Source organism: Candidatus Eisenbacteria bacterium, from assembly GCA_013140805.1.
In the GTDB taxonomy this organism is placed as follows: Bacteria; Eisenbacteria; RBG-16-71-46; order RBG-16-71-46; family RBG-16-71-46; genus JABFRW01.
The window spans coordinates 1-15,488 of record JABFRW010000099.1; the positions used below are offsets into that span (position 1 = coordinate 1).

Below are 15,488 nucleotides of genomic sequence, written 5' to 3' on the forward strand. Positions count from 1 at the left end.
GTAGAGCGTCGGCGTGGTACCGACGCCGGCGCTCTACTACGCCGTCGCCGCGCGCGGGCTCGATGCCGGGATTCAAATCACCGGCAGCCACAATCCGCCCGAGTTCAACGGCTTCAAGATGGCGAAGCGCTCGAGCCCGGTGTTCGGAGCCGAGATCCAGAAGCTGCTGGACATGATCGAGCGATCGGACTTCGCCGACGGAGCCGGCGAGGCCGTCGATCGACCGATCCTCGACGAGTATCGCGCCATGCTGATCGAACGACTCGCGAGTCCGAAGGGACTGCACGTGGTGTTGGACTGCGGCAACGGCTGTGCGGGAACCGTCGTGCCGCAGACCTTCGAGCGCATGGGCCACCGCATCACTCCGCTGTTCGCTGAGCTCGATGGTCGCTTCCCCAATCACCTGCCCGATCCGACGGTGCCGGCGCTGCTGGTCGACCTGCAGCGCGAGGTGAAGGCGCAAGGTGCCGACTTCGGCATCGGCTTTGACGGTGATGCCGACCGTATCGGCGCGGTGGCCGGCGACGGGCGCATCGTGTGGGGCGATCAGCTGCTCGCTCTGCTGGCGCGCGACGTGCTGACTCGCGTTCCGGGCGCGGAGGTGATCTTCGACGTCAAGTGTTCGCAGGGGCTCGCCGAGGACATCGCGGCGCACGGCGGCAAGCCGACGATGTGGAAGACGGGGCACTCGCTCATCAAGCAGCGCCTGCTGCAGACCGGTGCGCCGATCGCGGGAGAGATGTCCGGGCACATGTTCTTCAGCGAGGGCTACTTCGGCTTCGACGACGCGCTGTTCGCGGCCGGACGCCTGATGCGCTTCGTCGCGGCGAGCGGCAAGACGCTGGGTGAGCTGGTGGACACCCTCCCGCAATACTTCGCCACCCCCGAGACCCGCCTGGCGTGTTCGGAAGAACGCAAGTTCCAGATCCCCGAAGCGATCAAGCAGGAGTTCGGCGCCAGGTATCGCGTGATCGACATCGACGGAGCGCGCGTCGAGTTCGGGGACGGCTGGGGACTGGTGCGCGCTTCGAACACGCAGCCGGTCGTGGTGGTGCGTTTCGAGGCTCGTACCGCCGAGCGGCTGCGCGAGATCGAGCAGCTCATGATGGAGCCGCTGCGGCGGCTCGGCGTGGGGGAGGCGGTCGCACATTGAAGTCGCGATTGCCCGCGCCGGAATTCGGCCCGCCGCTGCCGCGCCACTTCTTCGATCGGGAGCCGGCGGTGGTGGCGCGCGCGCTGCTCGGTCGCGTGCTGGTCCGGCGGGAGCATGGCGAACAGCTTGCCGGGCGCATCGTCGAGGTCGAGGCCTACGGTGGAGCGCGAGACGCGGCGAGCCACGCGTTCCGCGGCGCGACCCCTCGCAACCTCACGATGTTCGGGCCGCCGGGGCGACTCTACGTTTATCTGAGTCACGGCATTCACCACTGCATCAACGTCGTCACCGGCGCTCGCGGCGTTTCGAACGCGGTGCTGATCCGTGCGCTCGAGCCCCTGGTCGGCCTCGACCGCATGCGTGAGCGCCGTGGCGGGCGCGAGGACGTCGCACTGACGCGTGGCCCCGGATGCGTGGCGCAGGCATTGGGGTTGTCGCGGACGCACGATGGATTGGATCTGGTGGAGGGCTCGCTCTGGATTGCCGACCGAGCGCCGCGTCGTGGAGGCCGGGCGATCGCCACGGGTCCGCGTATCGGCGTGAGTCGCGAAGTCGAGCGCCGGTGGCGCTTCTTTCTGAGCGGTCATCCGTGCGTCTCGGGTGCGCGGGGCATGTCGGCCCGTCCCGAACTCCGCGGCACACGCCCCGAACGTCAGGAAAACGTTGACACTCTCGCGAGCCATTCTTAGTATCCCGTGCTTCGTGCATCGCGCAGCTCGTTGACCGCGCGCCACTTTCGCCCGGAAGGTGGGGACGTTTTCCATTGCACGGACTCGTTCCCTTGAGGACCGGCTAGTCGGAAAGGAGTTCGCATGCGCGGATCGCGCAGCCTGTGGCTGAGCGCGCTCGCTGGAATCGCCATGGGCATCACTGGGATGCCAACGCCGAGTCATGGGCAGGCGATCGACGCCATCTTCGAGCCGTACGGAATCTCTCGTGAACCCGCTCCACGCCTTCCCCGGCTGCTCGGGATGGGGGGGCTCACGCTCTTGAGCGACCGCGACAACCGCCTTTCGCTGTGGGACTTCGCCCGCAACCCGGTGGGGCTCGCGCGCGAGGATTCAACTTCGACTCTCGACTTCAGTCCCGGGGCGACCACCACGCAGGCGACCCGCAACGGACTGCCGTCGGGGGCCCCGCTGCCGCGCCAGAATCTCGGCGCGCGTGAAGTGCGGATGCGCTACGAACTGATCCGCCGCACCCCGAGTCGCAACGGGTACGGCTTCTATGGCGATCTCGGCAGCGATCAGACCCAGAGGCCATTCTCGAACATCGTGGCTCGTCGCGCGTTCGCGTCGACGCCGAATGGTTACGGGGTGATCGCGGGCCCGATTCCGAGCTTCCTCTCCGGTCGCATGAGCTACGCGCTGAGAGGCGGCTACACGCGACAGTCGGCCGGCGACGAGTACCGACTGATCCTCTCCAAACCACAGGGTCAGTACATCGATCTCGAGGGCGACATCGTCGACCCGCCGAATCTGTTCGATCCGGATCAGATGGACGTCACCGCGACCGGAGTCGGTGCGGGACTCGCGTACGAGCTCGGCCCGTGGTTGACCGCCGCGCTGGGTGTCGACGGATTGCAGACCAAGATCGATGGCGTGAACGATGGGGTCCGGCACAGCTCGAGCCGTGACAGCAAACGCCCCTACGGAATCGGCCAGGCGACGCTACTCGGCCGCATCGGCAACAACTTCGAATGGATCGCCGACGGCCGCGGCTGGCAGGCTTCGAACGACGAGCGCTGGTTCTTCTCGATCTCCGCCGGGCTGCAGCAATTTCCGCTTGCCGGGCGCGGCAGCTTTCTGCGGCGCTACGAAGAGGGTTCGCAGATGCGCGGTCGGGCGCGCTGGATGCTCGGTTCGCTCGAGCTGAACGGTGAAGTCGGAACGTTCTACCGCAAGGTTCGCATTACTCCGCCGGCGCTCGACGATCGAACCTCGTTCAACTTCTTCCGCAACTCGATCGGTACGCGACCCGGAACCGACTCGCTGTTCCTCGCCGACAGCGTGAGCGCGGAGAACTCGCAGGTTCGCGATCTGTCGGCGGCGGTCGGGGCAGGCTGGAGATTCATGGGCGATCGCGCGCGACTGGCGGGCGAGTTCCACACTCTGCGCCAGCGCACCGACCAGCTTTCGAGCGGAGCGGGACCGGAGCGCAAAAGGTGGGACGCGCGCGGCGGACTTGAGTACCGCTGTTCGCCCCAGATGGTGACCGCGTTCGGATTTCGCATGACGAACGAGGACCAGGACGAACTGACCGAGCGCAACGAGTACGTTCGCAAGCAGCTCACCGCCGGGTTCACCGTGCGTCCGCGCGAAGCACACTGGGAGGCGGGCGTCGGCTACGGATTCGAATGGTCGGACCCTGATTTCGATTCGCCGGCCGATCAGCGCCAGACCGGGCAGCAGTTCGCAGCCCAGGTGCGATGGGATCTCTGATGAGGAGGGCTGAAAAAAGCCTTGACGTATTGGGCCCCGACGGCCGATATTCACCTGTGTCCGGGCGCCGCACGCCGTTGACGCGTGCACCATCCTCGAGGGCTCTTCGTGTCCTCCTGGCGCCGACTCCCCGAGCTTTCATCCCGACGTTTCGAGGTCCCGTCACACCGGACTTCAACCGACGCATGCTCATGCCGGATCGTGCATGGAACGCTCGTGACTCTCGCGTTGACACTGGTTTGTCCGTCGGGCAACGTGCAGCTTCGGCCGCCGTTTGCACCGTGATGTTCGCTCACACTCCCCTGAGGTTCACCTCCATGCTCGTCACCAGCCGACGCGCGCTCGTGACGGCGTGCGCCGTCGCACTCTGTCTCGTGTCGACGGCCTCGTTTTCCCTGGCCCAGGGATCGAGGCCAGCGGCTCCCGCCGCCCCCGCAGCTGCTACCGGAACCATCACCGGCCGTGTCACGGAAGGTGGGAAGGACCCGGTTGCATTCGCCAATGTCACCGTGCTCGGAACCAAGCTCGGCAGCGCGACCGACGACGACGGGCACTTCCGGCTGGTCGGCGTTCCGGTCGGAGCCCAGCAGGTGCGGGTGCAGGCGATCGGATTCGACGCCAAGGTCCAGTCGGTCCAGGTCAATGCCGGGGCTGTCTCGAACCTGCTCATCGCCCTCGGCGGCGCCAAGGTGACGAAGGAGATGGAGGTCTTCGAGGTTCGAGGCGAGAAGGTGATCGACACCAAGTCGTCGAGCTCGAAGCAGAGCATCTCGGGTGAGAAGTTGCGCGAGATTCCCGTCGACAACCTGCGCGAGGCGGTCGGGCTCAAGGCCGGAGTCGTGGCATCGAGCGACGGACTGCATTTCCGCGGCGGCCGCTCCGGTGAGGTCAAATTCCAGTTCGACGGCGTCGAAGTCTCCGATCCGCTGTCGGGACGTGGTGCGAACATCGCGAACCTCGCGGTCGCCGGCACCGAGGTGATCTCGGGCGGCTTCGACGCCGAGTACGGCAATGCCCTGTCCGGTGTCGTGAGCGTGAGCACGCGAGAAGGAACCGAGAAGTTCGGCGGCGAAGTGCGTTGGGACACCGACCGCTACGGCGACCCCACCAAGACGTTCGACAACTTCGACCGTTTCCAGGTTGGCTTCGGTGGGCCTACGCCGATCAAGAACCTGACCTACTTCGCGACCTACGAGGGAACCTGGACCGACACCTACCTCAAGCTCGGAATGGCGCGACCGGAGCGCACGCTGTGGGACTTCATCCGGCTCGGCAATCGCCAGTCCAATCAGGTCAACAGCAACCTCAAATTCGCATACCGTGCGAACTCACGTCACAAGGTGACGTTCGAGATGATCAACAACCGCTCGGTCTCCACCGACTACAACCACATGTGGAGTCGCAACGGTTACGTCCAGGTGTCGATCGACACCATCCGGGCACTCGGGCAGCCCGATCAGTACCGCGAGCGGTACGGCAGCTGGTCGTTCACGCAACTCGACAGCACCTACCGAGCGGAGAACATGGCGGACAAGCTGCCTTCGGACGACGATCAGTACCAGTCGTACACGGCGGTTTGGATCAATCAGCTGTCCGACAAGTCGGTGGTGACCACTCGCCTCTCGCGCCTCAACTTCCGGTTGCTCCATTCGGTGGGTGGCAAGGAGCCGTGGGACTACGACATCCAGAGCCCGTTCTACTGGAGCGGCAACATCGGCGGCGGGACCGAGAACAATCCGTTCTATGCCACCCACGGTGACTTCCCCGAGTACGACAAGGTCAACACCTCGACCTGGACGCTCAAGAGCGACTTCTCGACGCGGCGCTGGAAGCAGCACTCCGTGAAGTCAGGTATCGAGTCGCGCTACAACCGCGTGCAGAACCTGTCGCTCAATCTGCCCAACCTGGAGAGCAACGGACTTCCGGGCGGCAACCGCTCGGAGTTCATCAACTACAACCCCGAAGCCGCCGCGTACGTGCAGGACCGCTGGGAGTACGAAGGTCTGGTGCTCAATGCGGGCGTGCGCTACGACCTGTTCACGCCCGGCGCCCAGATCGAGGCCGCCGACCTGCCGAGCGGCAAGCGCTACAAGCAGCAGTTCAGCCCGCGCCTCGGAATCGCGTATCCGATCTCTGACAAGGACGTGCTGAGCTTCCACTACGGCTGGACCTATCAGACTCCGTCGCGCAGCTTCGTGTTCGAGAATCGCGGGGTCAATGCCGCGGTCGGCACTCAGGGCAATCCGGATCTCGAACCGGAGACGAACATTGCTTATCAGGCCGGCGTGCAGCATCTCTTCACGCGCGACATCTCCGGCCAGTTCGCCGTGTTCTTCAAGGACATCTACGGTCTCATCACCGTGCGTCAGCAGCGCGATAACCTCGGCAACCTGGTCAACGTGTTTTTCAACGGCGACTACGCCAGCGCGCGTGGATTCGAAGCCAGTCTCATCAAGAGCTTCAGTCACAAGTTCTCGGCCGAGGTCAATTACACCTACTCGCTCGCGACCGGCGTCGCCTCGGATCCGAACCAGGCTCTTCAGTTTTTCAACGGCGGGCGTCTGTACCTGCCGATCTCGGAGCAGCCGCTCAATTGGGACCAGCGCAACACGCTCTCCATCCAGGGAGTGGTGCGCGACCCGGGCAAGTGGGGCATCCGACTGCTGTGGTCGTATGGCTCCGGCTTCCCGTTCACGCCGGCGTTTCGCAATGACCGCCGTCCCGATCCGGTACTCAACAATTCGCGCCGGCTGCCTTCCAACTCGACGCTCACGATCGACGGCGACAAGTACTTCCGTGTGTGGGGCCAGAACGTGACGTTGTTCTTCGATGCACGCAACGTGCTCGATGCCACCAACATCTCGAGCCCGACGTTCGGAGTGTTCCCGAATCCGAACGTGAATCAGTCCGGTGACGAGTACCTCATCTACTTCACCGAGACCGGTCGAGCGGGTGGTGCGTATCTCTACGACACGAATGGCGACGGCCTCAACGATTGGGTGCCGCTGCGTGACCCGCGGGTATTCCAGGAGGGCCGCTTCGTCCGTATGGGCGTGAGCGTCACCTTCTAGGATCGAACGGCAACGAGGGAGCATGACTACGTTTACGATTCAGCGAGGTCTTGCCGTCGTCACGCTGGTGGTGGCGCTCGGAACGCTGCGCGCCACTCCGGTGCACGCACGCGCCGACGAGGCGCTGTTGCAGGAGTTTCGCGCCGCCTACCCCGAGGCATTCGGCGACGGCCAGCAGCCGATCAAGGGACGTACGCCGAACCAGATCAACGCGATTCCCGACATCTTCGGGCCGGGAGCCGTGCTGACGGTCGGTAATGTCTACTTGAAGTTGACGAACAACGGCATCATCGGGAATCCGTTCACGAACCTCTCGAGTGACCCGTCGCTGCAGTGGCCGGGCGCGTCGAGCATCGAGTACCTGGCGTTCGGACTTCTGGCAGTGGGTGGGGTGAATCCGACCGCGACCGATCCGGCCGCGGTGCGACGCGTGAGCTACTCGCAGGAGTGGCGTCCCGCCACTCTGGAGCCCGAAGACAGGATGTATCGCTCGTTCGACGGCGCCCCGGGTGCAGCGCGGCTCACGAACGACGATGGGGACGTCAACCCTTCGACCGGCCGGCAGCGCATCGACGAGGACTTCCTCGACGGCCGCGACAACGATGGCGACGGACTCATCGACGAGGACTACGCGGCGCTCGGGCAGCAGATGTACTCCTGCTCGATGCGGGACGATACGCCGGCAGCGATCAACCTGGTCGCGAACGAGAAGCACATTCCGCTCGGCGTCGAACTTCGACAGATCGCCTGGGCCTACTCGATTCCGGGCAATCAGGACTTCAATCCGATCGAGTTCACGGTCATCAATCGCTCCGGACATGTGCTCGACAGTCTTTACTTCGGCATCCGTTCCGACATGGATTGCGGGCCGATCGACGTTTCGAACTACTTCACCGACGACTTCGACGTTCCGTTCTTCCCGTTCGGCGTATTCCCGACCGCGGTCGCGGTCACCGATCCGCGTCGCCAGATCGCGAGCGTGATGGGCGACACGGTTTCGATGTGCCCGATGTTGAACATCAACATCAACGGCTTCTCGGTCGTCGACGACGAAGGCGACGGCGGCCGCACGCGTGGTGTGCCGTCGATCCTGCTGATGGGCATGACGCTCGATCCGCTCGGTGCGCTGGCGCCGAGCAAGGTTCGCTTTCACTCGTTCCGCTCGCACCTTGCCGGAACTCCCTACACCGACGGCGGCAATCCCACGATCGATCAGCAGCGCTACGAATTCATGTCGGGCAACGACAACATCGATCCCGAGAGCGGTCACATCACCCTGGAGCGCGGCGACCAGCGCGGGGACTATCAGACCTGGTTCTCGGTCGGGCCGTTCAATCAGCTGCCGGACGGCGGAAGCTTCTCGGTCACGGTGTGCTACGCCATGCAGCGCGGCGAGCTGCGCACGCTGGTGGACTATCCGTTCGACTACGCGCGGTTCAATTCGGGACTGATCTCGTCGACCCAGCTGTTCCAGAAGTACCCGGCGCTCGCGAACGCCTACACCGCACAAGTCGCCTACGAAGGCGTCTATGAGGAGCCGCGCCCCGGATTCGAGGACGACGTTCCAAAGGCTTACAATGGCCGGCCGTGCTTCGGTTGTGAAACCGGCGTCCAGCTCCCGCTGGGCACCCCGCAGCGCACGCTGTTCGAGAATTGCGGCGGCGAGGTCTCGGGCAAGATCGTCAACGATCGCGAGAAGACCTGGTTCAACTTCGACTGCGACTTCTGCACCGGCGTCTACAGCGAAACGCGCGGCATCGGGTTCTATCTGCGGCACTGGAACGCTGAGTCTCCGCCGCCGAATCCCAATCTGAACCTTTCCTCGATCTACAACTTTTCCGACAATCCGGATCGCACCTCGGACCTGGTCCCCGGCGGCGATCGTCGCGTGACGCTTGCGTGGGACAACGTGGCCGAGACCACCGCGGATCCCAAGACCGGCGAATTCGACTTCCGCAGCTACCGACTCTGGAAGGTCTCGAACTGGCGCCGGCCGGTCGGCGCCTCGGGACCCTCGGATGAGGAGTGGGCTCTGCTCGGCGAGTATCGATTGTTCGACTACCGCGATTCGAATCAGTACTGGCGCGTGAATCCGCTCAATTCGGCCGAGTCCACGCTGGTGTGTCCGAAGTTCTACATCCCCGAGAGCTCCGATTCGATGGAGATCTGCCTGCGTCGTGGCGACGTCTGGAACCGCCAGAATGGTCACATCATTCGCCCGGACACCACGCTTGCGTGCGTGCTCAAGGGCGGCGAGTGCCAGGTCGACAGCGGACTCGTGGTCGGCAGCCGAACTCAGATCATCAAGCGCACGCGTTATCCGATCGGGCGTTATCGGTTCGTCGACACCGAGGTCAAGAACGGGTTCGTCTACTTCTACGCGGTGACCTCGGGAGACTCGACCACGACCGGTACCGAGCTATTCGGACGCCGTGCCGCAACCGAAACCGAGTACGTGGTCCCGCAGGTCTCCGCGGCCACGGGGACCAGTGTCTACGTGGTACCCAATCCCTATCGCGGATATTCGGATCTGTCCCGCCGTCCATCGGCGTGGGATCTGACGCCGAACGCCTCCGACCCGACCGGAACTCACATCGATTTCCTGGGAATGCCGCGCGGGCAGTGGGGCCTTCGAATCTATTCGGTCTCAGGCGACCTGGTCGCCCAGATCAAGAGCGATGACGCGGTCAACGCCGACATCCGGCAGCCCGTCACGAGTCCGAGCGGTGTGGTTCGCGAGGGCTTCAATCGGCAGCAGGACAATCCGAACGATGGTCAGGCGCGCTGGAACCTGATCTCACGCAATGGACAGGATGTCGTCAGCGGCATCTACGTGTTCGTCGTGGAGTCGGATCAGGGAACACAGCGCGGAACGTTCGTGATCATCCGGTAGGCGACCGTGACGGACAGGAGGCAATCTGTGAAGCGACTTTTCGCGGCTCTGGGAGTTCTCGGGATCCTCGTGATCCCCGCGGGCGCTGGGGCAGCCAATATCTTCGAGAAGGTCGGGACCTTCGACGGGCAGTTCCTGAAGATCGCCGTCGGCGCGCGCGCGTCCGGAATGGGGGGCACGTTCGTCGCGATCGCCGACGATGCGAGCTCGCTCTACTGGAACGCGGCGGGTATCGCCCGCATCGATCCCGACGGCGCCCAGCTGAACCTCAATCACGCGCAGTGGATCGCGGATCTGCAGTTCGAGCAGATCGGCTACGTCTTCCACATGAAGCGCTTCCCGGGCGCGTTCGGCATCAACGTGCGAGCGCTGACCATGAAGCCGATGGTCGAAACCACCGCCTACCAGCCCGATCCGATCGTCGGCACCGGGCGCACGTTCGACGCCGGCATGATGGCCGTCGGGCTCACGTACGCGCGTTCGTTCACCGACAAGTTCAGCGCCGGTTTCACCGCCAATCTGATTTCCGAGGGACTCGCCGAGTTCACGCAGCAGACCTACGCGTTCGACGTCGGCACGCTCTACGACGTCGGCACGCTCGGCATGAAGATCGGAATGTCGATCTCGAACATCGGTACCGAACTGAAGTTCATCGATCGCGCCGGTCGCATCCCTTCGATCTTCCGGGTCGGTACCTCGTTCTCGCTGATCGAACGCGCGGATCAGAAGCTCATCGGGGCGTTCGAGTTCTCGCATCCTCCGGATAATTCCGAGCGCATGAACGTGGGCGGCGAGTACGTCTACCACGACTTTCTGGCGCTGCGCGGCGGCTACAACATCAACTACGACGCGGAAGGAATCGCGGGCGGCGTGGGTTTCCGGTTTCCGGTCTCGGCACTGGCCAAGGCGGATCTCGACTACGCCTACACCGACATGAAGGACCTGGGCAGCGCGCATCGCTTCTCACTCACCTTTGATTTCTGAGAGACCCGCGGGTCACATGAATCGTTCGGCCACGAACACCACGCGCTCCCTGCTCCGGGGAGCGCGTTGGTTTTGCGCGCTGGTGGCGCTGACGATGCTGATCGGCGCGCGGCCGCGCGCGGTCCCCGAGGACGACCTGGACGGGCCTGGACCGCTGCCGTGGCGAGTCCCGGGGCGCATGACCTTCACCGTCGACGCCGCGGCGTTTCCGGACAGCGGCGCGACGCGACTCGAGGTCTACCTGCGGGTTCCGAATTCGACACTGGCAGGACTGGGTCGCGAGCGCGATGGTCGTGGGCGACTGGTGGTGCTCGTGAACCTCGTCAACGCGTTCGGCGCGCGCGCCGGGGAAGTGCGACAGTCGCTCGAATTCGCCCCGGGAGACAGCGGGGGAGCGCTCGGCAAGGTGCTGATGCTGCCGTTTCGGACCCGGCCGGGCGCGCATCGGCTGGAGGTTCGCCTCGAGGACCCGGAGCCGCCCCGTGTCGGCTTGATCGGGCGTCGAGCCCGGGGAAACGAACAGGTGCGGGGCGACTTCGTGGTGCCGGGACCGCAGGCGGGGCGCGAGATCTCGGATCTCGAGTTCGCCTGGGCCGAGGGTCTCGCCCCGAGCGAGCGGGGATTCGCGCACGGCCAGCGTCAATTGTTGCCGAATCCCGAGCGGCTCTACGGACTGCTGCAGACCGAGCTGATCGCCGCGTTCGAGGCTCGCGGGCGCGCCGAGTCGAATGGCGCGTGGCACTGGATTTCCCGGGTGCTCGACAGCGGCGGCCGTATCGTGTCGGAGAGCGACTCGAGCGGGCCGACCGGGCCGCGACTCGCGGTGATCGTACGCCACGATCTCGCTTCGGTGCCGGCCGGTGCGTATGCGTTGGAAGTGCGGGCGTGGCAGGAGGGCGACTCGGGCTCGCTGGCTCGACGCGCGCCGTTCAGTGTCGGCTGGCAGGAGAACAGTTGGAGTCGCGGGCCGGCGGACGCCGTCGACGAGGTTCACCTGCTGTTCGACCAGGAAGAGGAAGAGCGCTTCGAACGCATGTCGGTGGGAGCGCGCGAAGCCTATCTCGAGGAGTGGTGGCGGCGGCGTGATCCCTCGCCCGAGACTGCTGAGAACGAGGCGCGCGTGACGTTTCGCCAACGCGCGGACTTTGCGAACAAGACCTGGTCCCGCAGCGCGCTCGAGCCCGGCATGTTCTCCGACATGGGGCGTGTGTTCATCCGCTACGGCGAGCCGGACGCGGTCGAGCGCCAGGTGATCCCGACCGGAGACGAGACGCTCAATCGCATCGTGCGCGAGTTGAACCTCACCGACGCGCGGCCGACCGGCGACATCGCCATGCAGGGGCTGGGCGGCAACCAGCATCCATTCGAGCTGTGGATCTATCAGGGCGAGAGTCGCCTGCCGCTGAATGTGCCGCGCGACCAGCCGGGCGGCTCGCGCTTCCGCCGGCGACTGGTGTTCCTGTTCGTCGACGAGCACGGCTACGGCGACTTTCGCCAGCGTTACAGCACCGAGTGAGCGCCGCGCCGCACGGCCCGAGCTCGAGGAGCAGCGAGTCGCGGCGCGGTTCTTGACCCTGCTCGCGAGCATCCGGCATAGTGCCCCGCCGTTGCGAAGCTCGCCCGCGACCCACGCTTCCTTCCCCCTCGAGAATTCGGCTCACCCATGCGCCTCGGGATCCTGACCGGCGGCGGTGACTGCCCCGGACTGAACGCCGTCATTCGCGCCGCCGTGGTGCGAACGATCCGGACCTACGACGGCCACATGCTCGGTTTCCAGGATGGCTGGCTGGGCATGCTGCGCAATCGTGTAGTCGAGCTGGACTTGAACGCGATCTCGGGCATTCTGCCGCGTGGCGGCACCATGCTCGGAACCTCACGCGTCGACCCGTTCCGCGAAGCGCCCGGCCTCGAGGGGATTCGTGAAGCGCTGCAGCTCCACGGTCTCGACGGCGTATTGGTGTGCGGCGGTGACGGCACCCTTGCCGCCGCCTCACGCCTTGCGGCCGCGGGCGTTCCCCTGATCGGCATCCCGAAGACGATCGATAACGACGTACCCGGAACCGACTACTCATTCGGGTACGACACGGCGCTCACCACCGTGGTGCGCGCCGTCGACGCATTGCACAGCACCGCCGAGTCACACGATCGCGTGATCGTGCTCGAGGTCATGGGTCGCACCACCGGATGGCTGGCGCTGAGCGCGGCGATCGCAGGTGGGGCCGACATGGCGGTCTGTCCTGAGCAGCCGGTGAGCGCGAAGCGAGTGTGTGACGTGATCCGCCAGCGCAAGGCGCGCGGTCGCGACTTCAGCATCGTCGTGGTGGCGGAGGGCGCGCGCTTCGAGGCCGATCCGGACGGCGAGGTGCTCGAAGTGCCGCAACGCCTCGACGCCTTCGGACGTCCGCGCTACGGCGGCATCGGTGAGCGGCTCGCGGCGCGCATCGAGAAGGAACTGCAGGTGGAGACCCGCACCGTGACGCTGGGCTACGTGCAGCGCGGTGGCACGCCGACCGCATTCGATCGACTGCTCGGGAGCCGCATGGGAGTGGTCGCGGTCGACCTCGCGCACCGCGCGGAGTTCGGGCGCATGGTGTGTCTGCGCGGCCTTCAGATCGAATCGGTCCCGATCGAAGTCGTCGCGCAGGGCCCGCGCCCGGCTGATCCGGCGTTGGTGGAAGTCGCGAACGTGTTCTTCGGCTGACGCCGCGGCGGCTCCGGCCGCCTTCAACGAGGGAGAGCCAATGGCACTGCGTGTGGGCATCAATGGTTTCGGACGCATCGGTCGGCTGGTGGTGCGGGCCGCGAAGCGCCGCAATGCGCCGATCGACTTCGTCGCGGTCAACGACCTGACCGACGCGGCGACGTTGCAGCATCTCATGCGTTTCGACAGCGTGCACGGGATCTGGCAGGAGTGCCCTGCGAAACCGTCCGACGCCGGTCTGATGGTGGTCGGCGACGTGATGAAGGTGTTCGCCGAGAAAGACCCCGCGAAGCTGCCCTGGAAAGACCTCGGCGTCGAGGTCGTGATCGAGGCGACGGGTCGCTTCACCGATAAGGACAAGGCGGTCGCACATTTGCAGGCCGGCGCGCGCACCGTGCTGGTGTCGGCACCCTCCAGGGGCGCTGATCTCACGTTCGTGATGGGCGTGAATCATCACGGCTTCGATCGCGCGAAACACACCGTGGTCTCGATCGGTTCGTGCACCACGAACTGCCTGGCGCCGATCGCGAAAGTGTTGAACGACTCGTTCGGGATCGAGCGTGGATTCATGACAACGATCCACGCGTACACGAACGATCAGAACATCCTCGACCTTCCGCACAAGGACCTTCGTCGCGCACGCGCCGCGGCGATGTCGATGATCCCGACCTCGACGGGCGCCGCCAAGGCGATCGGCGAAGTGCTGCCGGAACTCAAAGGTAAGCTCGACGGCTACGCGGTGCGGGTGCCGGTGTGCGACGGTTCACTCGTCGACCTCGTGTGCACGATCAAGAAGCCGACCGATCGCGGCGCGATCAATGCGGCCATGAAGGCGGCGGCCGACGGGCCGCTCAAGGGCTACCTCGAATACTGCGAGGACCCGATCGTTTCGCAGGACATCATCGGCAATCCCGCCAGCAGCGTGTTCGACTCGCTCTCGACGCTGGTCATGGACGGCACCAGCGTCAAAGTGTTCTCGTGGTACGACAACGAGTGGGGCTTCTCGAATCGCATGGTCGACGCCCTGCTGATGATGGCGTGAGGACGCGATGAGCTTCGCCAAGTGCACGCTGCGTGACCTTCACCCGCACGGCCAACGGGTGCTGGTGCGCGTCGACTTCAACGTGCCGCTCAAGGACGGCGAAGTCTCGGACGACACGCGGCTCGTCGCCGCGATGCCGACGCTGCGGCATCTCGTGGAGCGCGGCGCTCGCGTGATCCTCATGTCGCACCTCGGCCGGCCGAAGGGCGGACCCGAGGCGAAGTACAGCCTTCGGCCGGTCGCGGTGCGGCTCGAGCGGCTGCTGCGTCAGCCGGTCGCCTTCGCGACCGAGTGCGTCGGTGAGATCGCAAGCCGCGCGGCGGGGGCACTCGCCGACGGGCAGGTGCTGTTGCTCGAGAACTTGCGCTTCCATCCCGAGGAGGAGGCGAACGACGCGGACTTCGCGCGTTCGCTCGCGTCGCTCGGGCAGGCTTACGTCAACGATGCGTTCGGAACCGCGCATCGGGCGCACGCGTCCACCGAGGGCGTTCCGCGATTTCTCAAGCCGGCGGTGGCGGGATTCCTGATGGAGAAGGAGCTCGAATATCTGGGCAAGGTGCTGTCCGAGCCGCGCCGACCGTTCGTCGCAATCCTCGGCGGGTCCAAGATCTCGGGCAAGATCGACGTCATCGAGTCGCTCCTCGGCAAGGTGGATCGGCTGCTGATCGGCGGCGCGATGATGTTCACGTTCCTGCGGGCGCAGGGCGTGCCGACCGGGCGATCGCTGGTCGAGGAGGACCGCCTCGAGATGGCGCGTGACGTGCTCGAGAAGGCGAAGCAGCGCGGCGTCGAACTGGTGCTGCCCACCGATTGTGTCGCGAGCACCGCGAGCGACGGCTCGGCGCCCGGACGCCCGACGCGCATTGCCGAACTCGGCGCGGACGAAATCGGCGTCGACATCGGCCCCGAGAGCGTCGCGCTGTTTCAGGAGCGACTGCGTGACGCACGGACCGTGCTCTGGAACGGCCCGATGGGGATCTTCGAGGTGCGCGCGTTTGCCGCCGGGACCTTCGCCGTCGCGCAGTCGCTCGCCGAGGCGACCGCGCGTGGCGCGATCACGGTCGTGGGCGGCGGTGATTCGGCGGCGGCCGTGCAGGAGGCGGGGCTCGCCGAGCGCCTCTCGCACATCTCGACCGGCGGGGGCGCTTCGCTCGAGTTCCTCGAGGGTCGCGAGCTGCCGGGTGTCGTGGCGCTCGACGATCG

Annotated in this window: 10 protein-coding genes; all 10 read left to right on the plus strand. The window is 65.5% G+C overall.

Going from position 1 to position 15,488, the window contains the following annotated elements; genetic code table 11:
• The first annotated feature begins 13 nt into the window (after window positions 1-13).
• Window positions 14-1,153 carry a phosphomannomutase/phosphoglucomutase gene (locus HOP12_08515; GenBank protein NOT34195.1) on the plus strand — a complete coding sequence of 380 codons (1,140 nt, stop codon included), beginning with the start codon at window positions 14-16 and terminating at the stop codon, window positions 1,151-1,153.
• Window positions 1,150-1,842, plus strand: coding sequence for a DNA-3-methyladenine glycosylase (locus HOP12_08520; protein NOT34196.1), 693 nt, complete (start codon window positions 1,150-1,152; stop codon window positions 1,840-1,842). The genes HOP12_08515 and HOP12_08520 overlap by 4 nt, the downstream gene beginning before the upstream one ends.
• A 123-nt stretch (window positions 1,843-1,965) precedes the next feature.
• A complete protein-coding gene (locus HOP12_08525) occupies window positions 1,966-3,594 on the plus strand; it encodes a hypothetical protein (protein ID NOT34197.1) in 1,629 nt (542 codons plus the stop codon).
• Window positions 3,595-3,911: 317 nt separating this feature from the next.
• Window positions 3,912-6,665 carry a TonB-dependent receptor gene (locus HOP12_08530; protein NOT34198.1) on the plus strand — a complete coding sequence of 918 codons (2,754 nt, stop codon included), beginning with the start codon at window positions 3,912-3,914 and terminating at the stop codon, window positions 6,663-6,665.
• Between the two features lie 22 nt (window positions 6,666-6,687).
• Entirely contained in the window at window positions 6,688-9,558 is a 2,871-nt protein-coding gene (locus tag HOP12_08535; protein ID NOT34199.1) for a hypothetical protein, read from the plus strand.
• Window positions 9,559-9,585: 27 nt separating this feature from the next.
• Window positions 9,586-10,542, plus strand: a complete 957-nt coding sequence (locus HOP12_08540; protein NOT34200.1) for a PorV/PorQ family protein — start codon at window positions 9,586-9,588, stop codon at window positions 10,540-10,542.
• Window positions 10,543-10,558: 16 nt separating this feature from the next.
• Window positions 10,559-12,058, plus strand: a complete 1,500-nt coding sequence (locus HOP12_08545) for a GWxTD domain-containing protein (GenBank protein NOT34201.1) — start codon at window positions 10,559-10,561, stop codon at window positions 12,056-12,058.
• A 147-nt stretch (window positions 12,059-12,205) separates the two neighbouring features.
• Window positions 12,206-13,243: a 6-phosphofructokinase gene (locus HOP12_08550; GenBank protein NOT34202.1), complete on the plus strand. Its 1,038-nt coding sequence runs from the start codon at window positions 12,206-12,208 to the stop codon at window positions 13,241-13,243.
• Between the two features lie 40 nt (window positions 13,244-13,283).
• The gene (gap, locus tag HOP12_08555) at window positions 13,284-14,285 is read left to right on the plus strand and encodes a type I glyceraldehyde-3-phosphate dehydrogenase (protein ID NOT34203.1); all 1,002 of its coding nucleotides are present in this window, start codon (window positions 13,284-13,286) and stop codon (window positions 14,283-14,285) included.
• A gap of 7 nt (window positions 14,286-14,292) precedes the next feature.
• A partial coding sequence (locus HOP12_08560; GenBank protein NOT34204.1) for a phosphoglycerate kinase occupies window positions 14,293-15,488 on the plus strand: 1,196 nt, incomplete at its 3' end.